Raw genomic sequence first — 24,456 nt, forward strand, 5'->3', positions numbered from 1 at the left:
AGACCATGGCGGACGCCCGCTGGGGACCCGTGGGCGGGGCCCCGGCAAGCGAAGAAAGTGTCAGTCCTCGTCCGCAGCCAGCTGGGCGAGGACCTTGCCCTTGCCGCGGGCGCGCAGGATGAGCGGAACGAAGAGCGCGGTGGCCGCCAGGAGCAGCAGCACGATCGCCAGCGGCGAGCCGACCAGCACCGACATGTCGCCCTGGCTGATCGACAGCGCGCGCCGCAGCTGCTGCTCGGCCATGGGGCCAAGGATCAGGCCGACGACCACCGGCGCGATCGGGTAGCCGAAGCGCCTTAGCATGTAGCCCATCAGGCCGAAGAGCAGCAGCATGCCGAGCTCGACCGGGGAGGGATTGGCGCCGACCGTGCCGAGCGTGGCGAAGACCAGGATGCCGGCGTAGAGCCAGTGCCGCGGGATCGTCAGGAGCCGGACCCACAGACCGATCAGCGGCAGGTTGAGGACGACCAGCATCAGGTTGGCGATGAGCAGCGAGGCGATCAGGCCCCAGACGAGGTCGGGCGAGTTGACGAAGAGGAGCGGGCCCGGCTGCAGGCCGAACTGCTGGAAGCCGGCGAGCATGATCGCCGCCGTCGCCGTTGTCGGCAGGCCGAGCGTCAGCAGCGGCACCAGCGTGCCGGCGGCCGAGGCGTTGTTGGCCGCTTCCGGACCGGCGACGCCCTCGATCGCGCCATGGCCGAACTCTTCCGGCTTCTTGGCGAACTGCTTTTCCGTGGCATAGGACAGGAAGGTGCCGATTTCGGCGCCGCCGGCGGGCATGGCGCCGATCGGGAAGCCGATCGCCGTGCCGCGCAGCCACGGCTTCCAGGAGCGGCTCCAGTCCTCGCAATTCATCCACAGCGATCCCTTGATCGCCTCGACCTTGTCGGGCGTGCGGTGGCCGGCGGCGGCGACCGAAAGCGTCTCGCCGATGGCGAACAGCGCGACGGCGAGCGTCGTCACCTCGATGCCGTCGAGGAGAGCTGCCGAAATATTGCCGAACAGACCGCCGAGCCAGGCATAGAGGCCGCTGAGGAAGCCGCCGGTAGCAGCCATGTCGCTGAAGAACGGGCCGACGCCGTTGAAGGTGAGGCGCGCCTGTCCGGTCTGCAGGTCGATGCCGATGAGGCCGAGCGTCAGGCCGATGGCGAGGGCCGTCAGGCCGCGCAGGGTGGAATCGCCGAAAGCGGCCGAGACGGTGATGAAGGCGAGGACCATGAGCGCGAAATACTCGGCCGGCCCGAAGGACAGAGCGAACTTCACCACCCAGGGGGCGAGGAAGGCGAGGCCGAGCGTCGCGATCAGGCCGGCGACGAAGGAGCCGATGGCGGCGGTGGCCAGCGCCGGCCCGCCGCGTCCGGCGCGGGCCATCTTGTTGCCCTCGAGGGCGGTGACGATCGAGGCGCTTTCGCCCGGCGTGTTGAGCAGGATCGAGGTGGTCGAGCCACCATACATGCCGCCATAGTAGATGCCGGCGAACATGATCAGCGAGCCGGCGGCGTCGAGCTGGTAGGTGACCGGGAGCAGCAGCGCCACCGTCAGCGCCGGGCCGATGCCCGGCAGAACGCCGACGGCGGTCCCCAACGTCACGCCGATGAGCGCGTAGAAGAGGTTCATCGGCTCCATGGCGGTCAGGATGCCATTGCCGAGCAGGACGAAGGTATCCATGACGAGCTTCCGCTTAGAGCACGATCCCGAAAGGTGGCCTTCCGGCTTTCGGAACAGATCGTGCGAAATCAAAGAACCAAAGCGGGACGGCGTTTCGGGAAACGCCGTCCCGCTTTAGCGGATCAGTTGTTCCAGCGGACCGGCCGGCAGGGACAATTTAAGCACGAGAGTGAAAAGGGCCCAGACCGCCAGGCTGATGACGATGCCGAGCGGGATCGTCTTCCACAGCGGTCCGCGGCCGAAGGCGCGGGCGGTCGCGGCGAAGAGAATCCCCGTAGCGATCGAGAAGCCGGCGCTGTCGAGGAGCAGCATCTGGGCGGCGAGGCCGCCGACGATCCAGACGATCGGCGCGCCCTCGTCGTGGTCGCGGTCGGGGAAATTGCCTCGCAGGGCGGCGACGATGGTCCACAGCGACAGGCCGGCGAGGGCGACGGCCATTGCATAGGGGAAGGCCGCCGGGCCGACGCGCGAATAGGCCCCGCCACCGAGTCCGCTGGTGTTGAACGCGACGACCGCGGCAATGACGCCGAGGCCGACGCCGATGGCCACCGCCGCCCAATCCGGGCGGCGGTGGCTCTCAGTGGCGGAAACCTGATCGCTCATTTCTGGACGAGACCGATGTCCTGGAGGATCGTCTTGGTCGACGCGATGTTGGCGTCAAGCTCGGTCTTGAAGGCGTCGCCGGCCAGGAAGGTGTTGGCCCAGTTGTTGCGGGCGAGGACGTCCTTCCACTCGGCCGATTCGACCATCTTGGTGATGTCGGCGATGACCGTGGCCTTGTCCTCATCGGAAATGCCGGGCGCTGCGGCGACCATGCGCCAGTTCTGGATCACCACGTCGAGGCCGGATTCCTTCAGCGTCGGCGCGTCGATGCCTTCGAGCTTGGCGTCGCTGGTGACGGCGAGGAGGCGCAGCGTGCCGGCCTTGACCTGGCCTTCGAACTCGCCGTAGCCGGAAATGCCGGCCGTGACCTGGCCGCCGAGGATCGCCGCCAGCGCTTCGCCGCCGCCGGAGAAGGCGATGTAGTTGACGGTCTTGGGATCGAGGCCCGCCGCCTTGGCGATGAGGCCGGCGGTGATGTGGTCGGTGCCGCCCGCCGAGCCGCCGGCGAAGGAGACCGCGCCGGCGTCCTTCTTCAGCATCGCGACGAGGTCGTCGACGGTCTGGATCGGCGAGGCCGCGGGAACGACGATGGCTTCATACTCGCCGGTGAGGCGGGCGATCGGCGTGATCTGGTCGAGCGTGACCGGCGAATTGTTGGTCAGGATGGCGCCGACCATGACGTAGCCGCCGACGATGAGCTTGGAGGCATCGCCCTTGGCGCGCGAGACGAACTGCGCCAGGCCGATCGTGCCGCCGGCGCCGGGAACGTTCACCACCTGCACGTCGCCGGCGATCTTTGCGTCCTGCAGGGTCGCCTGCATGGCGCGCGCGGTCTGGTCCCAGCCACCGCCGGGCGCGGCAGGCGCCATGATCTCGTAGGATGCGGTCTGGGCCGACGCGGCGGAGGCAAACAGCCCCAGCGTGAGGACGGCAGCAAGCAAGGTCTTCATGTGGGTGATCCTCCCGATCAAGCGGCCCTTGCCGGACGGACGGGTTCGCGCGAACCGTCAGGGCCGAAACAGTTTCGCTCCCGGCATCCGGTCCACGGATGCCGCCATGGCCGGCGCAGCCGCCGGTCCCGGAAGCCACAGTGCTTCGCCCGGCGGCCCGGCAGGGTCAATAGCATTTCTGTGGCGAGGACGATAATCCCCGGCGCAAAAGCCGGGGCGGGGCGGGCGATTAGGCCGCTTTCGCGCCGATCGCCTGCCGGTCGGCGGCGCGCTGGCGCCAGACGGTCCGCAGGAAGGCGGCGATGAAGACCAGCGTCAGGACGAGGACGATGGTCGGCGCCGGGGCGGAATTGATGAAGAAGCTGGCATAGACGCCGGTGAAGGCGGCGACCACGGCGACGCCGACGGCGGTGAGCAGCATCGCGCCGAAGCGCCGGGTGAGCAGGAAGGCGATGGCGCCGGGCGCGATCAGGAGCGAGATGGTGAGGATGATGCCGGTGGCCTTCAGCGCGGCCACGATGGTCAGCGACAGGACGACGAGCAGGCCGTAGTGCAGGAGCTTCACCGGCAGGCCGATCGCCTGCGCATGCTGCGGGTCGAAGGCATGCAGCAGCAGGTCGCGCCATTTCCAGGCGATCAAGAGGGTCACCACGAGGGCGATGACCGCGCTCTGGACGAGATCGCCCGGCAGCACGCCGAGCATGTCGCCGAAGAGGATGTGGTCGAGATGCACGTCGGTCTCGATCTTGGTGTAGAGCACGATGCCGAGGCCGAACATGCCGGAGAAGACGACGCCCATCACCGTATCCTGCTTGATCCGGCTGTTTTCTTTGAGGTAGCCGGTGGCGAGCGCGCAGACCATGCCGGCGGAAAAGGCGCCGACGGCGAGCGGCAGGCCGGCGAGGTAGCTGAGGACGATGCCGGGCAGGACGGCGTGCGAGATGGCGTCGCCCATCAGCGACCAGCCCTTCAGCACGAGATAGCAGGACAGGAGCGCCGCCGGCACCGCGACGAGTGTCGCGATGATCAGCGCGTCGCGCATGAAGGGAAAGCCGAAGGGCATCAGCGCGAGGTCGAGCGGGCTCATGCGGGCTGGCCTCCGGCCGCCTGGCTCTCCGCCGGCAGCGCCGTCGCCACGCCGGCGTCCCGCCGGTCCTCGGCGAGGGCGGCGCGCACCCGGCCGCGGGCGGCGAGCAACCCGTGCTTGGGGGCGAAGACGAAGGCGAGGAGGAAGAGAAGCGTCTGCAGCACGACGATGACGCCGCCGGTGGCGCCGTCGAGGAAATAGCTGGCATAGGCGCCGACGAAGCTCGAGACCGCGCCGATGGCGACCGAAATGCCGATCAGCCGGGGAAACCGGTCGGTGAGGAGATAGGCCGTCGCGCCGGGGGTGACGACCATGGCGACGACGAGGAAGGCGCCGACCGTCTGCAGCGCGGCGACCGTCGAGGCGCTGAGGAGGGTGAAGAAGACGGCCTTCATCAAGGTGGGGCGGATGCCGATCGAGCGGGCATGGCCCTCGTCGAAGAAGGTGACCATCAGGTCCTTCCACTTGGCGGCGAGGATCGTCAGCGAGACGCCGGCGATAAGGACGAGTTGCAGCGTGTCGCCGGGGGTGATGGCGAGGATATTGCCGAGAATGATGGTCTGCACGTTGATCGCGGTCGGCGAGATCGACACCATGAACAGGCCGAGACCGAAGAAGGAGGTGAAGATCAGCCCGATGATCGCGTCCTCCTTCAGTTTGGTGCGCTCGTTGAGAAAGAGCATCGCACCGGCGGCGAGGCCACCGGACAGAAAGGCGCCGAAGGCGAAGGGTAGGCCCAGCATGTAGGCCCCCGCGACGCCCGGCACGATCGCGTGGGAGAGCGCGTCGCCGATCAGCGACCAGCCCTTCAGCATGAGATAGGCCGACAGGAAGGCGCAGGTCGCGCCGACCAGCGCCGAGACGCCCATGGCGTTCAGCATGTAGCCGTAGGTGAAGGGCTCGGCGAGCAGCGCGATCATCGCGGATCCGTCGGCGCCAGCGGCTCCCCGGGCGCGTCGTAGACGACGAAGGGGCGCTCGTCGTCGCTGATGATGCTGCAGGCCTTCTGGCCCTCGGGTCCGAGCGTCGCCATGTCGAACTGCCGGAGAACGCCGCCGAAGGCGGCCTCCAGATTGTCTCTGGTGAACACGTCCCTTGTGCGGCCGGCGGCGAGAACGGTGCGCTTCAACAGGACGGCCCGGTCGCAGAATTCCGGCACCGAGCCGAGATTGTGGGTGGAGACCAGCATGACCCTTCCCTCGTCGCGCAGTTCGCGCAGGAGGGCGATGATCGATTCCTCGGTCTTCACGTCGACGCCGGTGAAGGGCTCGTCGAGAAGGATGACGCGGCCGTCCTGGGCCAGCGCCCGGGCGAGGAAGACGCGCTTCTTCTGGCCGCCGGAGAGCTCGCCGATCTGGCGCTGGCGCAGGTCCGCCATGCCGACGCGCTCCAGCGCCTCGGCGACCGCCGCGTGGTCGGCGGGCTTGGCCATGCGCAAAAAGTTCATCTTGCCGTAGCGGCCCATCATCACGACGTCCTCCACGAGGACGGGAAAATTCCAGTCGACATCCTCGCTCTGCGGGACATAGGCAACGAGATTGCGCTTCAGCGCCTCGGGCACGCCCATGCCGAGCACGCGGATCGATCCGGACGAGGTCGGCACGAAGCCCATGATCGCCTTGAACAAAGTCGACTTGCCGCTGCCGTTGACGCCGACCAGGGCGGTGATCGTGCCGGTGGGGATGGTGAAACTGGCGTCGTGGAGGGCGGTCAGGCCATTGCGGTAGGTGACGGTCGCATGCTCGACAGCCAGGCCCGCGGCGGGCTCCGCATGGGTCTTGGGGCGGGTGGCGAGGATCATGGCGTCAGCCCCTTGGCGATGGTCGCCGCGGTGGTGGTGAGGAGATCGATATAGGTCGGCACCGGCCCGTCCGCCGCCGACAGGCTGTCGACATAGAGGACGCCGCCATAGGCCGCACCCGTCTCGCGCGCCACCTGCTCGGCCGGATCGGGCGAAATCGTGCTTTCGGAGAACACGGCCGGGATCTTGTGGGCCATGACAGCGTCGATCACCTGGCGCACCTGCTGCGGCGTGCCCTGCTGGTCGGCATTGATCGGCCAGAGATAGAGCGGGTTCAGGCCGAAATCGCGGGCGAGGTAGCTGAAGGCGCCCTCGCTGGTGACGAGCCAGCGCCGGTCCTCGGGGATGGCGGCGAGCTGCGCCCGGATCGGCGCCACCGCCGCCTCGATGCGGGCCTTGTAGGCCGCGGCATTTGCGGCGTAGGTCGCGGCATTCTTCGGATCGTGCTCGGACAGCGCCTTGGCGATGTTGTCGACGTAGATGAGCCCGTCGGAGGGCGACATCCAGGCATGCGGGTTCGGCTTGCCCTCGTAGGGACCCTCGGCAATGCCCATCGGCACGATGCCCTCGGTCACCACCGCGCTCGGCACGTCGCGGACATTGCCGAGAAAGCGCTCGAACCAGAGTTCGAGGTTCAGCCCGTTCCAGAGCACGAGATCGGCGCCCTGGGCGCGGATGATGTCGCCCGGCGTCGGCTGGTAGTTGTGGATCTCGGCATTCGGCCTTGTGATCGATTCCACCTCCGCCGCCTCGCCGGCGACGTTGCGGGCCATGTCGGCGATGACGGTGAAGGTCGTCACCACCTTGAATTTTCCCGTCTCCTCGGCCGGCCCGCAGGCGGCGAGGCCGAGAGAGGCGGCCAGGAGCACGAGGACGGCCCGTCGGGGCAACCGGGCGGAGGCAAGGCGGGGGAAGGCGCGAACGGTTCTCATTCCAGGTATTTATGTGCATGGCGCAAAGTTTGTCCAGTGGCAAACTTTGCGCGCAATGAAAAAGAGCGCTATCAGTCGGCGGGAATTGAGGGGGGAGCCGGGAATGACGGATGCGACGAGGAGTGCGGCGGGATCGCCCATCCGCCTGGCCGCCCGCTTTGCCCGGGTGCGCGAGGCCCATCAGTCGGAGCTCGCCGAGGACTATGTCGAGATGATCGACGACCTCATCGCCGCGCGCGGCGAGGCGCGCGCGGCCGACCTTGCCGATTGTTTCGGTGTCTCCGCCGGCACGGTGGCGCGAACGGTGCAGCGGCTGATTCGCGACGGCCTGGTCAATTCCGAGCCTTATCGCTCGATCTTCCTGACGCCGCTCGGCAAGCGGCTGGCCGAGGATTCGCGGGCGCGCCACCGCCTGGTGCGCGATTTCCTGCTGGCGCTCGGCGTCAGCGCGGAGGCGGCCGAACTCGATGCCGAAGGCATCGAGCACCATGTCGGACCGGAGACGTTGGCGGCCTTCAGCGCCTATCTCGAGCGCTAGGGCGCGCGTGCGTCAGGAACTTCTGCAAGCCTGCAGGACGGCGCGCATGTCCCGACGGTAACGTCGGGCAGGGACGTCCGGCGGCGGCCGTGCCGCTTTGGCGGTAAGCTCGGCACACGACGCTGCAGCGCGCGACGCCGGTCGGAAAGGTCTCGGTATCTGCTGTGAACGCGGCGTGCGGCCCGATCAGGCCAGCGGTAGCAGGGCGCCGTGGTGGCAGACCACTGTGCCGGCCAGCGCATGGCCGCATCGCACCGCTTCGGCTGGCGTCGCGCCACCGAGGCGGGCGGCGAGATAGGCGGCGCCAAAACTGTCGCCGGCGCCGGTCGTGTCGACGGCATTGACCGCCTGAGGCGCGGCGACGGACTGGATGCCTTCCGCCGTCGCGACGAGGGCCGGCGCCGGCCCGTCCTTGACCACGACCTCGCCGGCCCCCAGAGCCAGATACCGCTCGGCGCTCGCTTCTGGCGTCGCGTCGCCAAAAGCGTCGCGCTCGTCGGGATGGCTCGGCAGGCAGATGCTGGAAACGGCGGCGCCGGCCTCGATCGAAGCGCACATCTCCTCGCGGTCGGGCCAGAGGCGCGGGCGGATGTTGGGATCGAAGGCGACGGGCTTGCCGGCCTGTTTCGCCGCCGCCAGAAACCGCAGCAGCCGGGCCCGGTCCTCGGCGGGCAGGATGGCGAGGGTGATGCCGGAGAAGTAGAAGGCGTCGCCCGCGGCGAAGGCCGCTTCCAGATGCGCCTCGTCGGCGGCGAGCGCCTTGGCCGCGCTGGTGTCGCGCCAGTAGGAGAAGCTGCGTTCGGCGCCGTCGAGATGGATGAGATAAAGGCCCGGCATGCGGCCGGGGAGGCGACGGACGAAGCGCGTGTCGACGCCGCCCTTAGCCATGAACGCCAGCATGTCGGTCGAGGTCTGGTCCCCGCCGACGGCCGAGACATAGGAGACGGTCCAGTCCTCCGGCAGTTCGCGACGGAGGTACCAGGCGGTGTTAAAAGTATCGCCGGCAAAACCCATGCGCAGCAATCCGCCCGGCGCGGCCGAAAGCTCCACCATGCATTCGCCGATCGACACGACGCGCCGTGCTCCACCGGCTTTCGCGCCGCTCATCCCGTCCGTCATGGCATTTCCCTGTGTGTTGCCCGTCTTCCCTGCCGTCGCCGGCGTTCCGCCGTCAAGCCGCGCCGTCCTGGAAAAACCGGTCGAAGTCGCCGCGCAGGCGGGCGAGGATGTCGGTGATGCGCGAAAGGTGCTGGCGCATCGCCGCCTCCGCCGCGTCGGCATCCCGAGCCTCGAGCCCGGCAAAGATTCGCAGGTGGTCGTCGAAAGCCGCCGACTGGCCGAAGGCGAGCGACAGGAAACGCACCCGGTCCATCTGCGCCTTCTGCTCGTCGATCAATGTCCAGGCGAAGCGGCAGTCGGCGCCCTCGGCGATGCCGAGATGGAACGCGTCGTCCTGGCGGTGGAATTCCTCGCGGTCGTCGACCCGCTGCGCCTTTTCCTGCAGCGCCAGGATCTCGCCGAGCCGGTCCAGCATGACGGCGTCGCCGATCTCGCAGGCGCGGCGCACGGTGGCGACCTCCACCGCCTCGCGGATGAAGCGGGCGTTCAGCACTTCCCGTGTCGAGATCTTCATGATCTCCGTCGCCTTCTGCGGCTGGATGCGCAGATAGCCGGCGCGGGCGAGGCGCGCGAAAGCCTCGCGCACCGGCTGGCGCGACACGCCGAGACGCTTGGCGATTTCGGCTTCCGAAATCTTCGTTCCCGGCTGCAGCCGCAGTTCCAGAATGGCACGGCGCAACTCGTCGAAGACGGTATCGGCGATCGTGCTGCGCGGTGCCGCCACGACGTCTTGCAGAGCCCATTCCAGCGACATCGCCACCCCCGTTGACACCCTTCGTATACTAGCATACCAGTTTTCGCGCAAGCAATGGATGGTTGCCCTGGGAGGGGTTCGAAGCGATGCCGCTGATGGACGACGACAGATTGTTTCCCGTCGATGATCGTGGCCGGGGCCTGGCCCGCTCGCTGTATCGGACGGTGAAGGATCTGCCGATCATCAGCCCGCACGGCCACACCGATCCGCGCTGGTATGCCGAGAACGAGAACTTTCCCGATCCCGCGCAGCTCTTCGTCACCCCCGATCACTATATCTTCCGCATGCTGGCCTCGCAGGGCGTGGCGCTCGCCGATCTCGGCGTGCCCGACGCCGCGGGCCATGCGACGGAGACCGACGGGCGCAAGATCTGGCGGATTTTCGCCGAGCATTTCCACCTGTTCCGCGGCACGCCGACGCGGCTGTGGCTCGACCATTCCTTCGAGACGCTGTTCGGCATCGACGTCCGCCTGTCGTCGGCAACGGCCGACGAGACCTACGACACCATCGCCGAGCATCTCGCCCGCGACGCGTTCAAGCCGCGGGCGCTGTTCGAGCGCTTCAACATCGAAGCGATCGCCACCACCGAGGGTGCGCTCGACGACCTAAGTTTTCACGCGGCGCTGAAGGAGTCCGGCTGGCAGGGCAAGGTCGTCACGACCTACCGTCCCGACGCCGTGACCGATCCCGACTTCGAAGGTTTTGTCGGCAATCTGGCAAAACTCGGCGAGATATCCGGCTGCGATACAGCGACCTATGCCGGCTATCTCGACGCCCACCGCGCCCGCCGCGCCTTCTTCCGCAGCTTCGGCGCCACCGCGACCGATCACGGCCACCCCACCGCCGCCACCGCCGATCTTGCCCGCGTCGATGCCGAACGTCTCTATGGCGTCGTCGCCTCGGGTGGCGGCACGCCGGCCGAGCGCGAGCTGTTCCGCGCGCAGATGCTGACCGAGATGGCGCGCCTCAGCGTCGAGGACGGCATGGTGATGCAGATCCATCCCGGCTCCTTCCGCAACCATTCCGCCCCGATCTTCTTGGCCCTCGGCCGCGACAAGGGCTACGACATCCCGACCCGCACCGACTATGTCCGCGCGCTGAAGCCGATGCTGGATGCCGTCGGGCAGGAGAGGGGGCTGACCATCATCCTCTTCACCCTCGATGAGACGGCTTACGCCCGCGAGCTCGCGCCGCTCGCCGGCACCTATCCCTGCCTGCGTCTCGGTCCGCCCTGGTGGTTCCACGATTCCCCCGAGGGGATGATGCGCTTCCGCCAGCAGGCGACCGAGACCGCCGGCTTCTACAACACCGTCGGATTCAACGACGATACCCGCGCCTTCTGCTCGATCCCGGCCCGCCACGACGTCGCCCGCCGGGTCGACTGCGCCTTCCTGTCAGGTCTCGTGACCACGGGGCGGCTGAGGGAGGACGAGGCCTTCGAGCTCGCGCACGACCTAAGCTATCGCCTGGCCAAAGAGGCCTACAGGCTCTGACGGGCGGCACCCGCCGCCGATTTCTGGGAGGAAATTCACATGGGCATGATCAGAACATTCGCCGCGACACTGGCTGTCGCCACCGCCCTCGGCGGCATGGCGACCGCGGCTTCCGCGCAGGAGATCACCCTGCGCTCGTCCGATACCCATCCCGATGGCTATCCGACGGTCGAGGCCGTCAAGTTCATGGGCGAAGTGCTGAAGGAGAAGACCGGCGGGCGCATCGCCGTCCAGGTCTTCGCCTCGCACCAGCTCGGCGAGGAAAAGGAAACGATCGAGCAGACGAAGTTCGGCGTCATCGACCTCAACCGCGTCAACTTCGCGCCGATGAACGGCATCGTGAAGGCGACCACCGTCGCCTGCCTGCCCTACATCTTCACCTCCAAGGAAAACATGCGGGCGGTGATGGACGGGCCGATCGGCGAGGACATCCTCAAGGCCTTCGAACCGGCTGGCTATGTCGGCCTCGCCGTCTACGATTCCGGCGCGCGCTCCTTCTACAATTCCAAGAAGCCGATCACCTCGATCGACGACCTGAAGGGCATGAAGTTCCGCGTCATCCAGTCCGACCTCTTCGTCGACATGGTCAACGCGCTCGGCGCCAACGCCACGCCCATGGCCTATGGCGAGGTCTATTCCGGCCTGCAGACCGGGCTCATCGACGGCGCCGAGAACAACTGGCCGAGCTACGAATCCTCCAAGCACTACGAGGTCGCGAAGTTCTATTCGCTCGACCAGCATTCGCAGTGCCCGGAAGTCTTGATGATGTCGAAGATCTCCTGGGACAAGCTGACGCCGGAAGACCAGACTGCCGTGCGCGAGGCCGCCAAGGAATCGGTCGGCAAGATGCGCGAACTCTGGGACGCGCAGGAAGCCAAGTCGCGCAAGGTCGTGGAGGACGCGGGGGCTGAGATCAACGAGATCGACCCGGCCGCCTTCATCGCCGCGATGGACCCGATCTACGCGAAATACGCCGACACGCCCGAGCTGCAGGACCTGGTGAAGCGCATCCGCGACACCCAGAAGTAAGCAGCCTTCGCGACCCGCGGCCCCGCTTCGGCGGGGCTGCCCTGCTCGTCCACCGGTCTTTGGGAACTTGCCCTTGTTCATCCTTGCGAAATGGCTCGGCCGCCTGGCGACCGCGACGCTCTGGCTATCGGGCATCGGCCTGGTGCTGATGACGGCCTTCACCGCCTACCAGGTCTGGGCCCGCTACGTGATGAACAACTCGCCGAGCTGGACCGAGCCGGCCTCGGTCTTGATGATGGGCTGGTTCATCCTGCTCGGCGCCGCCGTCGGCGTGCGCCAGGGCTACCACCTCGGCTTCGACATCCTCCTCATCGTCCTGCCGCCCCCGGCCCGCAAGGTGCTGATGACGGTCAGCGACCTCGCGGTCGCCGCTTTCGGCGCCGGCATGGGCTGGTACGGACTGATGCTGGCCGAGGGGACCTGGGCCTCGATCTCGCCCGCCATCGGCATTCCCGTCGGCGTCAGCTACGTGCCGCTGGTCGTCGGCGGCACGCTGATCGCCCTTTTCTCGCTCGAGCGGATGGCGCGGCGTTTCGCCGGCCTCGAAATCTCGGAAGCGGATCTCCAGCCAATCGACCAGGTGGCCTGACATGGCGCTCACGATCCTCTTCTCGACCTTCACGCTGCTGCTGTTGATCGGCACGCCGATCGCCTTCTGCCTCGGCATCGCCTCGTTTGCGACCGTGCTCTATCTCGGCATTCCGCCGGTGATCGTGTTCCAGCAGATGAATGCCGGCATCAGCGTCTTCGCGCTGATGGCCATTCCCTTCTTCATCTATGCCGGCGACCTGATGGTGCGCGGCGGCATCGCCGCCCGCCTGGTGGCGCTGGCCGCCAGCCTCGTCGGCCACATGCGCGGCGGTCTCGGCCAGGTCAACATCGCGGCCTCGACCCTCTTCGGCGGCATTTCCGGCTCGGCCGTCGCCGACGCCTCGGCGATCGGCGGCCTGATGATCCCGCAGATGCGGGCGCGCGGCTACGACGTCGACTACGCCGTCAACGTCACCGTGACCTCGTCGATCATCGCGCTGATGATCCCGCCCTCGCATAACATGATCATCTATTCGATCTCCGGCGGCGGCCAGATCTCCATCGCCGACCTCTTCACCGCCGGCATCATCCCGGGCCTTCTTCTCGCCATGGGTCTTTCCGTGGCCGCCTGGTACGTCGCCCGCAAGCGCGGCTACCCCATCACGGCCTTCGAGGGCTGGGGCAATATCGGCCGGCGGGCGCTCGGCGCCATTCCCGGGCTGATCCTCATCGCCATCATCTTCGGCGGCGTGCGCTCCGGCGTCTTCACCGCCACCGAGAGCTCCTGCATCGCCATTCTCTATGCGCTCCTGATCACGCTCCTGGTCTACCGCTCGATGGGCTGGGCCGACTTCGTCGAGGCGACGGTCGGCGCCGTGCGCACGGCGGCCATGGTGCTCTTGATCATCGGCGCGGCCGCTTCCTTCGGCTGGCTGCTCGCCTATCTCAGCGTCCCCAGCCAGATGATCGACTTCATGCAGTCGCTGACCTCCTCGCCGCTGGTGATCTTCCTGCTGTTGAACATCCTGCTCTTGTTCCTCGGCACCTTCATGGACATGTCGCCGCTGATCATCATCACGACGCCGATCTTCCTGCCGGTGGTCACCGCCTTCGGCATGGACCCCGTGCATTTCGGCGTGATCCTGATCCTCAACCTCGGCATCGGCCTCTGCACGCCGCCGGTTGGTGCCGTGCTCTTCGTCGGCTGCGCGGTGGCAAAAATCCGCGTGGCGCAGGCGATCCGCACCATCTGGCCCTTCTACGGCGCCGCCTTCGCCGTTCTGCTGCTCGTCACCTACATCCCGGCCCTGTCGCTGTGGCTTCCCTCCGTCTTCAAGTAGAATCATGCTCCCCCTCAGCCTCGCCACCCTCGACCAGCTTTCCCAAGACGTCGTCCGTCCCGCCTACGATCCGCGCGCGACGACGATCGGCATCGTGCATCTGGGCGTCGGCGCCTTTCACCGGGCGCACCAGGCGGTCTATGTCGACGACATCCTGGGCCACGATCCGCAATGGGCGATCGCCGGGGCGTCGCTGCGCCGGGCCGACATGCGCGACGCCCTGGCGCCGCAGGACAATCTCTTCACCGTCGCTGTGCGCTCGGGCGAGGGCACGCAGCTGCGCGTCATCGGTTCCTTGCGTTCCATCGACGTGGTGCCGGAGAACCCCGCGGCGATCCTCGCCCGCATGGTCGATCCGGCCGTGCGCATCGTCTCGCTGACGGTGACGGAAAAGGGCTATTGCCACGACCCGGCGACCGGCGACCTCAACACCGCCCATCCCGACATCGTCGCGGATCTCGCCAACCCTCGCGCGCCGGTCTCGGCGCCCGGCCTGATCGCCGAAGCGCTTCGGCTGCGGCGCGCGGCCGGCATCGTGCCCTTCACCGTCATGCCCTGCGACAATCTCCCGTCGAACGGCCCGACCGTGCACCGCATCGTCGCGCAATACGCCGCGCTGCTGGATCCGGCTTTCGGCCGCTTCGTCGAGACCGACGTCGCCTTCGCCGGCACCATGGTCGACCGCATCGTGCCAGCAACGAGCGAGGAGGACATCGCCGGGATTTCCGAGGCGCTCGGTGTGACGGACGCCTGGCCGGTGGTTTCTGAGCCCTTCACGCAATGGGTGATCGAGGATCGTTTCCCGACCGGCCGGCCGGATTTCGCCAGCGTCGGCGCGCAGATGGTCGCCGACGTCGAGCCTTTCGAGAAGATGAAGCTCCGGATGCTGAACGGTTCGCATTCGACGCTCGCTTATCTCGGCTATCTCGCCGGCTACGAGACCGTCTCGGCCGCCATGGCCAATGCCGACATCGAAAAGCTCTGCCGCGACCTGATGACGGACGAGGTGATCCCGACGCTCGACCTGCCCGAGGCCGATCTTCCCGCCTATCGCGACGCGCTGATCGCCCGCTTCCACAATCCGGCGCTGAAGCACCGGACCTGGCAGATCGCCATGGACGGCTCGCAGAAACTGCCGCAGCGCCTGCTCGGCACCGTCCGCGACCGCCTGGCGACGGGTGCCTCCATCGACCGCCTGGCGCTCGGCGTCGCCGCCTGGATGCGCTACGTCACCGGCACCGACGAAAACGGTGCGTCGATCGACGTGCGCGACCCGCTCGCCGCTCGACTGAAGGCGCTGGGCGACACCGCCGGCCGCGATGCCGATGCGCTGGTGAAAGCCTATCTCGGCGTCGAGGAAATTTTCGGCCGCGATCTCCGCGATAACAAGCGCTTTTCCGATGCTGTGAAGCGCGGCTTGGCGATGCTGCTGGAGAAGGGCGCCCGCGCCACCGTCGCCGCCTATGCCGCCGGCGACATCCATTGACCCGAGAGGAGAGCGCCGTGACCGACAACGTCGTCCGCACCCCGAGCGGCTGGAAGGACGTCGGCAACGACGCCCGCCGCCGCATCCTGACCTATTCGCCCGCCATGATGGTCTGCGAGGTCGCGTTCGGCCCGAACGGTGTCGGCCCGCTCCACCACCACGTGCATGTCCAGTCGGTCTACGTGAAGTCGGGAAAGTTCGAGTTCGACATCGGCGGCGAGACGCATGTCGTCTCGGCCGGCGACGCGCTGGTGATCCCGTCCAACGTTCCGCATGGCTGCCGCATGCTCGAGCAGGGCACCCTGATCGACACCTTTACACCCGCCCGCGAGGATTTTCTGCCGGCCTGACCGCCGGCTTTTCCCTCTCCGACGAAGCCGCTGCCACCCCTTGGCCGTGCCCTGCTCGACGTCCCGGACTGAGGACGTCCCAGAAAAGGAACATCCCATGAAGGTCGAGAACCGCTACGCGATCGATCCCGTCCACGCCAAGAGCTTCGATACCGAGGCGCTCCGGCGCGAATTCCTGATCGGCAACGCCTTCGTCGAGGGCGAGATCAACCTGACCTACACTCATTACGACCGCATGATCGTCGGCGGCGCCGTGCCCGGCGTCTTCCCGCTGGAACTTGCCGCCATCAAGGAGACCGGCACGCCCGGCTTCCTGGACCGGCGCGAGGCTGTGATCGTCAACATCGGCGCGGCCGGCACGGTCAAGGCCAAGGGCGCGGCGTACGAGATGGGCCCGCGCGACATGCTCTATGTCGGCCGCGGCGACGGCCCGCTGGTCTTCTCCGGCAAGGGCGCGCGCTTCTACATCCTCAGCGCCCCGGCGCACCGCGACATCCCGACCCGGCTCGTCACCATCGACCAGGCCAAGCGCGTCGACCTCGGCGCGCCCGAGACCTCGAACCAGCGCTCGATCTTCCAGTTCGTCCATCCCGACGTGATGGAGAGCTGCCAGATCGTCGTCGGCATGACGACGCTGCACAAGGGCTCGATCTGGAACACTATGCCGGCGCATGTCCACGACCGCCGTATGGAGGCCTATCTCTATTTCGACCTGCCGGACGATGCGCGCGTCTTCCACATGATGGGCGAGCCCGGCGAAACGCGCCATCTCGTCGTCAAGAACGAGGATGCGGTGCTGTCGCCGCCCTGGTCGATCCATTCGGGCGCCGGCACTGCGGCCTACACCTTCATCTGGGCGATGGCCGGCGACAATGTCGACTACCGGGATGTCGAGATGGTCGCCATGGACGCGCTGAAGTGAGCCTGTTCGACCTCTCGGGCAAGCGCGCCTTCGTCACCGGCGCCAACACCGGCATCGGCCAGGGCATCGCTCTGTCGCTGGCGGAGGCGGGGGCGGAGATCGTCGCCGCCGGCCGCTCGGCGATGGACGAAACGCTGGGCCTGATCGAGGCTGCCGGCGGCACGGGAGCTGAGTGCCGCGTCGACTTCTTGGACAAGGACGCCGCCGTCGCGGCGTTCGAAGCCGCGGCAGCCGAGCGCCCGATCGACATCCTGGTCAACAATGCCGGCATCATCCGGCGTGCCGACGCGGTCGATGTCACCGACGAGGACTGGGACGACGTCCTCGGCGTCAACCTGCGCACGCCCTTCTTCCTCGCCCAGGCCTTTGCCCGGGCGGCGCTGGCCGGGGGGCGGGGCGGTTCGATCATCAACATCGCCTCGATGCTGTCCTTCCAGGGCGGGATCCGCGTCGCGTCCTACACCGCGTCGAAGAGCGGCATTGCCGGGCTGACGAAACTGCTCGCCTGCGAATGGGCGCCGCGCGGCATCAACGTCAACGCCATCGCGCCGGGCTATATCGAGACCAACAACACCGAGGCCCTGCGCGCCGACGCCGCGCGCAACACCGACATCCTGAAGCGCATCCCGGCCGGCCGCTGGGGCGAGGCGTCGGACATCGGCGGCACCGCGGTCTTCCTCGCTTCGGCCGCCGCACGCTATGTGCACGGCGCGGTCATCCCCGTCGACGGCGGCTGGCTGGCGCGCTGACAGCTCTTGCCTTTCTGGCGGCCGAGGCCGAGGGAAGGGCAAAAGAGCGACAGACGAGGTGAGCCTGTGCAGAAAACCATCGAGACCCTTTCCGGCGATACGCCCGGCACGACCTTCCAGTTTCCCGTGCTGCGCTTTGCCGGCACCGACGGCGAAGCGCCGGGCGCCTACCTGCAGGGGGCGCTGCACGGCAACGAACTGCCGGGCGTCGTGGCGCTGCATTACCTCGTGCCGATGCTGGAGCGCGCCGAGGCCGAGGGGCGGCTGCGCGGCAACGTCACCGTGGTGCCGCAGGCCAATCCGCTGGCCAGTGGCCAGCACCTCTTCCAGGAGCATATGGGCCGCTACGATTTTCAGTCGCGCGGCAATTTCAACCGCGACTTTCCGCTGCTGGATACGCCCGACGCCTCGAACCTGCCAAGCGACGACGCGCCGCTCGCCGCGCCCGTGCGGCTGAAGGCGCGGCTCCTCAGCCTCGCGCTCGGCCACGACATCGTGCTCGACCTGCACTGTGACGACGAGGGTCCGTCCTATCTCTACATCGCCCGCGCCTACTGGCCTCATATGCAGGATCTCGCCGCCAGCCTCGGCTCGGTGGCGGTGCTGCTCTGGGACGACAGCTCGGACGGCGCCTTCGAGGAGGCGGCCTGGTCGCCTTACCGTAACCTGCCGGACGAGGATCCGAGCTGGCGCCGCCGGGCGGTGACGACGGTGGAATTTCGCGGCCAGAGCGACGTCACGCCGGCCTTCGCCCGAAGCGACGCCGACGGCCTCTACCGTTTTCTCGTCGCGCGCGGCGTGATCGAGGATGCGACGCTCGCGCCGCTGCCGGCCTGGAACGGCACGGTGACGCCGCTCGAACGCATCGAGATGGTCCGCGCTCCCGTTGGCGGGGCGGTGCTCTATCACGTCGTCCCCGGCGACCGCGTGGAGGAGGGCGCTCTCCTCGTCACTCTCCTGACGGCGCCCGGCGAGGCCGGCGGCGAGCGGGAGGTGCGGGCGCCACAGGCCGGTCTCGTCCTGACGCGCAAACGCCAGCGCCTGGCGCGCACCGGCGACGATCTCCTGAAGCTTCTGGGCTCGCGCCCGTCGGCCACGGCGAAGGCGGGCCCGCTGGAATCCTGAATGCTTCAGGGCATGACGGCATTGAGTGCGGCGCCGTCATCGGTGCTCTGGGCGCGACCGACGGCAAAGGGTTGGACGAGCGGGGGACTGTCCCTCAAGGGGGATGGGGACCTGGCAGCGAGAAACTTGACTGGAACTGTCTTGTTTGCGGCGGCATCGCGCAGTATGGAGCGGGCACACCTCCAGCCGACAGGATCTCCCTTGTTTTCGCTCCATCACCGTTTCGCTGTACCGGGCCTGCTGGCAGCCCTTTTGATGACCGCGGGGCCTGTCTCGGCGGAGCCCACCCGCTATCCGTTGACGCTCGAGAACTGCGGCACGTCGATCACCCTCGAGAAGGCGCCGGAGCGCGCGATCGGTCTTGGACAGAACAGCGCCGAGATTCTTCTTCTTCTCGGTCTGGAGGACCGCATGGTCGGCACGGCCTTCTGGCCAAGCAAGGTGCTGCCGCAACTCGCCGAGGCCAATGCGAAGGTCAAGCTGCTGACCGTCGAGTTCCCGACCTTCGAGTCTCTGCTGGCCGAAAATCCCGACTTCGTGGCCGCCGCCCTGCCCACCCTGCTCGGCCCGGACAGCAAGGTCGCCAAGCGCGATGATTTTGGCAAAGTCGGGGTCGCCTCCTATCTGTCGCCCAGCACCTGCCTCGCCGCCAAGGAGGGCGACGACGCCTATGGCAGCCGCGATCAGCTCTGGAACATGGACCTTCTCTACCAGGAGATCGGCGAACTCTCGCAGATCTTCGACGTCGCCGACCGCGGCCAGGCGCTGATCGCCGACTTCAAGGCCCGCGAGGCGGCGCTTCGGCAAGCACCTGCAAACGACGGCAAGAAACTCTCCTACGTGTTCTGGTTCTCCAGCCCGTCGCCTTCTGCCGACGCTTATGTCGGCGGGCGCAACAGCGCTTCCGGCTATATCGCCAACCTTCTCGGCGGCACCAATGCGGTCGAGGCGAGCGCGGAATGGCCGACGCTCGGTTGGGAGAGCATCATCGCCGCCGAGCCGGACGTGATCGTGGTGGCCGATCTCGATCGCAACCGCTGGGCGCTCGACAAGCCGGCGGTCAAGATCGAGTTCCTCACCACCGATTCCGCCACCAGCCAGATGCCCGCCGTGCGCAACAAGGCGATCGCGATCATGGATGGGCAGGCGATGAACCCCACGATCCGCACGATCTTCGGCGCCGAGCAGGTGGCCGAGCAGTTGAAGGCGCTCGGTCTGCGCCCGTGATACACCGGTTCGGCGCGATCCAGGGGGCGGCTGTCTACAGCGGCCTCCTCCTCCTTTCGCTGCTGCTCGTCGGGCTGGTGGTCGGGGTCAGTGTCGGCATCGGCGACCTGCCGATTCCGCTGTCGACGACCTGGCTGACCGTGACCAACCGGCTGGGATGGACTACGGCCGAACTCAATCGCATTCATGAGACGGTGATCTGGGACTACCGTCTCAGCCGGGCGCTGGTGGCGGCCTTCTGCGGGGCCGGCCTCGCCCTGTGCGGCGCGATCATGCAGGCGCTCCTGCGCAATCCCCTGGCCGAACCCTATGTGCTCGGCATTTCGGCGGGCGCCTCGACGGGCGCCGTGGCGATCGTCATCCTCGGTCTCGGCGCCGGCGCCATTTCCCTCTCGGCGGGCGCGTTCTTCGGCGCCTTCGCGGCCTTCCTCTTCGTCGCGCTCCTGTCCAGCGGCACGCGCGGCGCCGCCGACCGCACGATCCTCGCCGGCGTCGCCGCCTCGCAGCTCTTCAATGCGGTGACCTCCTACATCGTGACGACGTCGGGCAATGCGCAGCAGGCGCGCGACGTGATGTTCTGGCTGCTCGGCAGCTTTGGCGGCGTGCGCTGGCCGGAATTCATGCTCGTCTCGGCCGTGGTCGGCCTGGGCCTGGCCGCCTGCCTCCTCTACGCCCAGGTGCTCGACGCCTTCGCCTTCGGCGACGAGGCCGCCGCCGCGCTCGGAGTCAATGTCGGCCGGGCGCGCCTCGCGCTGTTCCTGATCACGGCGATGATGACCGCGACCATCGTCAGCATGGTCGGGTCGATCGGCTTCGTCGGCCTGGTCGTGCCGCATGCCGCGCGCTTTCTGGTCGGGCCGGTCCATAGCCGCCTGCTGCCGGCCTGCGCTGTGGCGGGCGCCATCTTCATGGTGCTGGCCGATATCGCCTCGCGCGTTCTGATTCCGCAGCAGGTTCTGCCGATCGGCGTCGTCACCGCGCTGGTGGGCGTGCCCTTCTTCTCCGTCATTCTCTACCGTTTCCAGCGCGCGTCATGAGCCTTGTCGCCGAACAAGTCTCCTGGCGGATCGGCCAGAAGCCCGTGCTCGAGCGGGTATCGCTGGCGGCGGAGCCCGGAAAGGTTCTCGGCCTGCTCGGGCCGAACGGATCGGGCAAGACCTCGCTGCTGCGTCTCCTGGCCGGCCTGCGGCAGCCCAGCGACGGGCGCGTCAGCCTGGAGGGGCGGGACATCCGCTCGCTCGGGCGGCGCACCCTGGCGCAGCGCATCGCCTTCGTCGAGCAGCACGGCGCGACCAATGCCGACCTGCGGGTCATCGATGTCGTGAAGCTCGGACGCTTCCCGCACCGCTCCGCCTTCTCGGGCTGGACGCAAGCCGACGAGACCGCCGTCGGCGAGGCGATCGCGCGGGCCGGCATGACGGACAAGCGCAACGATCGCTGGCAGACGCTGTCGGGCGGCGAGCGGCAGCGCGCCCATATCGCCCGGGCACTGGCGCAGACGCCGCGGGAGCTCATCCTCGACGAGCCGACCAACCATCTCGACATCCACCACCAGATCAGTCTGCTGCAACTGGTCTCCAGCCTGTCGCTCACCTGCATCATCGCCTTGCACGACCTCAACCATGCGGCCATGTTCTGCGACCGGCTGGTCGTTCTCGATGGCGGGCGCGTCGTCGCCGCCGGCACGCCGGAGGAGACGCTGACGGAAACCCTGCTGCGCGAGGTTTTCGCAGTGGACGCCCGCGTCGAGGCCTCGCCCTATCACGCCCGGCCGCATATCCATTTCCTGCCTTTCGGCCCCGGCCGCGGGGGCTGAGCCCTCTCCCGCCATCTCAGGAAGATCCATGCTCGCCTTCACCCCCAAATTCGTGACCTTCGACTGCTATGGAACGCTGATCCATTTCGAGATGTCGGCGCTGACGCGGCGCCTTTTCGCCGATCGCCTGGGTGGCGAGCGGATGGAGGTCTTCATCGCCGATTTCTCCGCCTATCGGCTCGATGAGGTTCTGGGCGCGTGGAAGCCCTACCGCGAGGTCATCGGCAACGCCCTCAGGCGCGCCGCGGAGCGGAGCGGCGTCGCCACCCGGAAGGAGGATCTGACGGCGCTCTACACGGCGATCCCGACCTGGAAACCGCATCCGGACGTTCCGCCGGCCCTCCGTCTGATCGCCGGGAAAATCCCGCTCGTCGGTCTCACCAATTCGATGGACGATCTCATTCCGCCCTCCATCGCGGCGATGGGCGCGCCTTTCCACCGGGTGATCACCGCCGAGGAAGCGGGCGCCTACAAGCCGCGGATGCAGGCTTTCACCTATATGCTGGATGCCTTGGGGGTGGGCCCGGAGGAGGTGGTCCACTGTTCCTCCTCCTTCCGCTACGACCTGATGACGGCCCGGGACCTGCGCTTCGGCGCGCGCGTCCTCGTGAACCGCGGCCACGAGCCCTCGGCGAGCGGCTACGCCACGCACGAGGTCGCCGATCTCGGCGGGCTGGTCCATCTTCTCGGTCTGCGGTAGCGGGTCGAACAGGGAGGATTCTGGCTTGCCTGCCCAGCCGCACTCCTGACAGGGTGGGCCGGGTTGGACTCCGGCTTTGAAAACACCGCCGCTTTCGCTATAGCGCGGCGATGACCTGGACAGTCGCCGCCCTCTACCGCTTCGTCGCGCTTGAAGACCTCCCCGCTCTGCAGAGCGCGGTGCAGCGCGAGTGCGCCGACGCAGGCGCCTGCGGCACGCTGCTGATCGCGCCGGAAGGCGTCAATGGCACGCTGGCCGCCCCTGAAGGGGCGATGGACGCGGTGATCGACATGCTCGACCGGCTGTTCGGCGTGCGCCAGGGCGAGCTGAAATTTTCCTCAGCTTCCGAGCGCCCCTTCGCGCGGCTGAAAATCCGGCTGAAGCGCGAGATCATCACCATGCGCGCCCCCGAGGCCGATCCGACGAAGCGCGCCGGCACCTATGTCGCGCCGAAAGACTGGAACGCGCTGATCGAGGATCCCGAGGTGCTCGTGCTCGACACCCGCAACCGCTACGAGACCCTGGTCGGCACTTTTCGCGGCGCCGTCGACCCGGGCATCGACACTTTTACCGAGTTCAAGGATTTCGTCGCGGCGAACCTCGATCCGGCCCGGCACCGCAAGGTCGCGATGTACTGCACCGGCGGCATCCGCTGCGAAAAGGCCTCCGCCTACATGCTGCAGCACGGCTTTGCCGAGGTCTTTCATCTCAAGGGCGGCATCCTGCAATATCTCGAGGACGTACCGGCCGAGACGAGCCGCTGGGACGGCGACTGCTACGTCTTCGACGGCCGCGTCGCCGTCGGCCACGGCCTCGCCGAGACCAAATGGGAGCGCTGCTTCGGCTGCGGCGCGCCGCTCACGCCCGAGGATCTCGCCGCGCCGAGCTACGAGGCCGGCGTCTCCTGCCGGCATTGCATCGAAACACTGGCGCCGGAACGAGCCGAGGCATTTCGCACGCGGCAGGCACAGCTCGTCGCCAGCGGGCGCAAGCGCAAGACGGATTGGGTGGGGTAGTTTACGCCAATGCAGGTCGGGGGGCGCAATGGTCGTAGTCGTCCGGAAGCGTTGGCCCCCTCATCCGGCCCTCGGGCCACCTTCTCCCCGGTGGGGAGAAGAATGGCGCCGCGGCCTATGGGAACGAAGCGCCATTCCTCGCCCCGTAGGGGAGAGGGTGGATGCGAGCGGGAGCGAGCAGCCGGGAGAGGGGGCTGCGCGGCCGCACAGAACCTAGCGCCATTCCTGGCCCCGGAGGGGAGAGGGGGCTGCGCCGCCCGAGGCGAGCTCGTCAGCCTCTTTGCCGTCAGGCCCCCCTACAGCATCGGCCTCCCACCCGTCACAGGGATCACCGCCCCGGTGATGTAGCTGGATTCATGCGAGGCGAGCAGGACATAGGCCGCGGCGAGTTCCGCCGGCTGGCCGGCGCGGCCGAGGGGGGTGTTGGAGCCGAAGCTTTCGACCTCCTCCTGCGGCATGGTCGAGGGGATCAGCGGTGTCCAGATCGGCCCGGGCGCCACCGCGTTGACCCGGATTCCCTGGTCGGCGAGGAGACCGGCAAGGCCGGCGGTGAAGTTGGCGATGGCGCCCTTCGTCGTGGCGTAGGCCAGGAGGTGCGGGGAGGGGTTCTTGGCGTTGATCGACGTGGTGTTGATGATCGCGCTGCCCGGCTTCATGTGCTGCACCGAGGCCTTCGAAAGGTAGAACTGGCTGTAGATATTGGTGCGGAAGGTGACGTCCCACTCCTCGGCGCTGATGTCCTCGAGCTTCTCGAAGGTCTTCTGGTGTGCGGCATTGTTGACGAGGATGTCGAGCTTGCCGAATTCCTCGACCGCGCGGTCGACGAGGCTTTGGCAATGCTTTTCGTCCTTGATGTCGCCGGGAACGAGGATCGCCTTGCGGCCGGCCTCGTCGACCCAACGCGCCGTCTCCTCGGCGTCTTCGTGCTCGTTGTAGTAGGAGATGAGGACGTCGGCGCCCTCGCGGGCGAAGGCGATGGCCACGGCGCGGCCGATGCCGGAATCACCGCCGGTGATGATGGCGGCGCGCCCTTCCAGCCGGCCGCTACCGCGATAGGTCTTTTCGCCATGATCGGGCGTCGGGGTCATCTCGGCCGTCGTGCCCGGCGGGTCCTGACGCTGGCTCGGCTGTGGCGGCTGCGGGGCGTCTTTGTTCGGATCGATGATCATCGAGGGCTCCTGCATGTTGGCCGGCTTCGCGTTGGCGGCCGGCAAGGCATG

General features: G+C 67.7%; 25 protein-coding genes. 15 read left to right on the plus strand and 10 right to left on the minus strand.

Annotated features, from left to right (window positions below; all coding sequences use genetic code 11):
* Nucleotides 1-60: 60 nt before the first annotated feature.
* The 7 genes from IEX88_RS03890 to IEX88_RS03920 form a co-directional block, all read right to left on the minus strand.
* Nucleotides 61-1,668 (minus strand): tripartite tricarboxylate transporter permease, encoded by a 1,608-nt coding sequence (locus IEX88_RS03890; RefSeq protein WP_188849216.1) that lies wholly within the window; start codon nt 1,666-1,668, stop codon nt 61-63.
* Between the two features lie 114 nt (nt 1,669-1,782).
* Nucleotides 1,783-2,271: a tripartite tricarboxylate transporter TctB family protein gene (locus tag IEX88_RS03895; RefSeq protein ID WP_188849217.1), complete on the minus strand. Its 489-nt coding sequence runs from the start codon at nt 2,269-2,271 to the stop codon at nt 1,783-1,785.
* Nucleotides 2,268-3,221 (minus strand): Bug family tripartite tricarboxylate transporter substrate binding protein, encoded by a 954-nt coding sequence (locus IEX88_RS03900; RefSeq protein ID WP_188849218.1) that lies wholly within the window; start codon nt 3,219-3,221, stop codon nt 2,268-2,270. The genes IEX88_RS03895 and IEX88_RS03900 overlap by 4 nt, the downstream gene beginning before the upstream one ends.
* Nucleotides 3,222-3,450: 229 nt before the next feature.
* On the minus strand, nt 3,451-4,308 hold the full coding sequence (locus tag IEX88_RS03905) for a metal ABC transporter permease (protein ID WP_188849219.1): 858 nt from the start codon (nt 4,306-4,308) through the stop codon (nt 3,451-3,453).
* The gene (locus IEX88_RS03910) at nt 4,305-5,228 is read right to left on the minus strand and encodes a metal ABC transporter permease (protein ID WP_188849220.1); all 924 of its coding nucleotides are present in this window, start codon (nt 5,226-5,228) and stop codon (nt 4,305-4,307) included. Before IEX88_RS03910 ends, IEX88_RS03905 begins: the two co-directional genes overlap by 4 nt.
* Nucleotides 5,225-6,109, minus strand: a complete 885-nt coding sequence (locus IEX88_RS03915; protein WP_188849221.1) for a manganese/iron ABC transporter ATP-binding protein — start codon at nt 6,107-6,109, stop codon at nt 5,225-5,227. The genes IEX88_RS03910 and IEX88_RS03915 overlap by 4 nt, the downstream gene beginning before the upstream one ends.
* Nucleotides 6,106-7,041 carry a metal ABC transporter substrate-binding protein gene (locus tag IEX88_RS03920; protein WP_188849222.1) on the minus strand — a complete coding sequence of 312 codons (936 nt, stop codon included), beginning with the start codon at nt 7,039-7,041 and terminating at the stop codon, nt 6,106-6,108. Before IEX88_RS03920 ends, IEX88_RS03915 begins: the two co-directional genes overlap by 4 nt.
* Before the next feature lie 103 nt (nt 7,042-7,144).
* Between IEX88_RS03920 and mntR the strand changes: the two genes are divergently transcribed.
* Nucleotides 7,145-7,579: a manganese-binding transcriptional regulator MntR gene (mntR, locus tag IEX88_RS03925; RefSeq protein WP_188849223.1), complete on the plus strand. Its 435-nt coding sequence runs from the start codon at nt 7,145-7,147 to the stop codon at nt 7,577-7,579.
* Nucleotides 7,580-7,765: 186 nt separating this feature from the next.
* Here mntR and IEX88_RS03930 read toward each other — a convergent pair whose 3' ends face one another.
* Both IEX88_RS03930 and IEX88_RS03935 read right to left on the minus strand, forming a co-directional pair.
* On the minus strand, nt 7,766-8,698 hold the full coding sequence (locus tag IEX88_RS03930) for a sugar kinase (protein WP_244639795.1): 933 nt from the start codon (nt 8,696-8,698) through the stop codon (nt 7,766-7,768).
* A 52-nt stretch (nt 8,699-8,750) separates the two neighbouring features.
* Nucleotides 8,751-9,452 (minus strand): GntR family transcriptional regulator, encoded by a 702-nt coding sequence (locus IEX88_RS03935; protein ID WP_188849224.1) that lies wholly within the window; start codon nt 9,450-9,452, stop codon nt 8,751-8,753.
* 86 nt (nt 9,453-9,538) lie between these two features.
* On the opposite strand from IEX88_RS03935, the gene uxaC reads away from it, so the two are divergent.
* From uxaC to trhO, 14 genes are all read left to right on the plus strand, one after another.
* Entirely contained in the window at nt 9,539-10,945 is a 1,407-nt protein-coding gene (gene uxaC / locus IEX88_RS03940) for a glucuronate isomerase (RefSeq protein ID WP_188849225.1), read from the plus strand.
* A 39-nt stretch (nt 10,946-10,984) separates the two neighbouring features.
* Nucleotides 10,985-11,974 carry a TRAP transporter substrate-binding protein gene (locus tag IEX88_RS03945; RefSeq protein ID WP_188849226.1) on the plus strand — a complete coding sequence of 330 codons (990 nt, stop codon included), beginning with the start codon at nt 10,985-10,987 and terminating at the stop codon, nt 11,972-11,974.
* Nucleotides 11,975-12,047: 73 nt separating this feature from the next.
* Nucleotides 12,048-12,563, plus strand: coding sequence for a TRAP transporter small permease (locus IEX88_RS03950; RefSeq protein WP_244639796.1), 516 nt, complete (start codon nt 12,048-12,050; stop codon nt 12,561-12,563).
* 1 nt (nt 12,564) lies between these two features.
* Complete coding sequence (locus IEX88_RS03955) at nt 12,565-13,845, plus strand: TRAP transporter large permease (protein ID WP_188849227.1); 1,281 nt, start codon at nt 12,565-12,567, stop codon at nt 13,843-13,845.
* 4 nt (nt 13,846-13,849) lie between these two features.
* Entirely contained in the window at nt 13,850-15,331 is a 1,482-nt protein-coding gene (locus IEX88_RS03960) for a mannitol dehydrogenase family protein (protein ID WP_188849228.1), read from the plus strand.
* Nucleotides 15,332-15,348: 17 nt separating this feature from the next.
* The gene (locus IEX88_RS03965; RefSeq protein ID WP_244639797.1) at nt 15,349-15,681 is read left to right on the plus strand and encodes a cupin domain-containing protein; all 333 of its coding nucleotides are present in this window, start codon (nt 15,349-15,351) and stop codon (nt 15,679-15,681) included.
* A gap of 97 nt (nt 15,682-15,778) precedes the next feature.
* Complete coding sequence (gene kduI, locus IEX88_RS03970; protein ID WP_188849229.1) at nt 15,779-16,603, plus strand: 5-dehydro-4-deoxy-D-glucuronate isomerase; 825 nt, start codon at nt 15,779-15,781, stop codon at nt 16,601-16,603.
* Nucleotides 16,600-17,352 (plus strand): 2-dehydro-3-deoxy-D-gluconate 5-dehydrogenase KduD, encoded by a 753-nt coding sequence (gene kduD, locus IEX88_RS03975; protein WP_188849230.1) that lies wholly within the window; start codon nt 16,600-16,602, stop codon nt 17,350-17,352. Before kduI ends, kduD begins: the two co-directional genes overlap by 4 nt.
* Nucleotides 17,353-17,418: 66 nt before the next feature.
* Nucleotides 17,419-18,477, plus strand: a complete 1,059-nt coding sequence (locus tag IEX88_RS03980; protein WP_188849231.1) for a succinylglutamate desuccinylase/aspartoacylase domain-containing protein — start codon at nt 17,419-17,421, stop codon at nt 18,475-18,477.
* A gap of 255 nt (nt 18,478-18,732) precedes the next feature.
* Nucleotides 18,733-19,704, plus strand: coding sequence for an ABC transporter substrate-binding protein (locus IEX88_RS03985; RefSeq protein WP_188849232.1), 972 nt, complete (start codon nt 18,733-18,735; stop codon nt 19,702-19,704).
* A 59-nt stretch (nt 19,705-19,763) separates the two neighbouring features.
* Complete coding sequence (locus IEX88_RS03990) at nt 19,764-20,741, plus strand: FecCD family ABC transporter permease (RefSeq protein ID WP_373289547.1); 978 nt, start codon at nt 19,764-19,766, stop codon at nt 20,739-20,741.
* A complete protein-coding gene (locus tag IEX88_RS03995; protein WP_188849233.1) occupies nt 20,738-21,520 on the plus strand; it encodes an ABC transporter ATP-binding protein in 783 nt (260 codons plus the stop codon). Before IEX88_RS03990 ends, IEX88_RS03995 begins: the two co-directional genes overlap by 4 nt.
* Before the next feature lie 28 nt (nt 21,521-21,548).
* Nucleotides 21,549-22,220: a haloacid dehalogenase type II gene (locus IEX88_RS04000; RefSeq protein ID WP_188849234.1), complete on the plus strand. Its 672-nt coding sequence runs from the start codon at nt 21,549-21,551 to the stop codon at nt 22,218-22,220.
* A 110-nt stretch (nt 22,221-22,330) separates the two neighbouring features.
* Nucleotides 22,331-23,236: an oxygen-dependent tRNA uridine(34) hydroxylase TrhO gene (gene trhO / locus IEX88_RS04005; protein WP_188849235.1), complete on the plus strand. Its 906-nt coding sequence runs from the start codon at nt 22,331-22,333 to the stop codon at nt 23,234-23,236.
* 296 nt (nt 23,237-23,532) lie between these two features.
* Here the strand turns inward: trhO and IEX88_RS04010 are convergent, their stop codons facing one another.
* Complete coding sequence (locus IEX88_RS04010) at nt 23,533-24,405, minus strand: SDR family oxidoreductase (RefSeq protein ID WP_210319231.1); 873 nt, start codon at nt 24,403-24,405, stop codon at nt 23,533-23,535.
* Nucleotides 24,406-24,456 lie beyond the last annotated feature (51 nt).

The organism is Aureimonas glaciei, from assembly GCF_014643375.1.
In the GTDB taxonomy this organism is placed as follows: Bacteria; Pseudomonadota; Alphaproteobacteria; order Rhizobiales; family Rhizobiaceae; genus Plantimonas; species Plantimonas glaciei.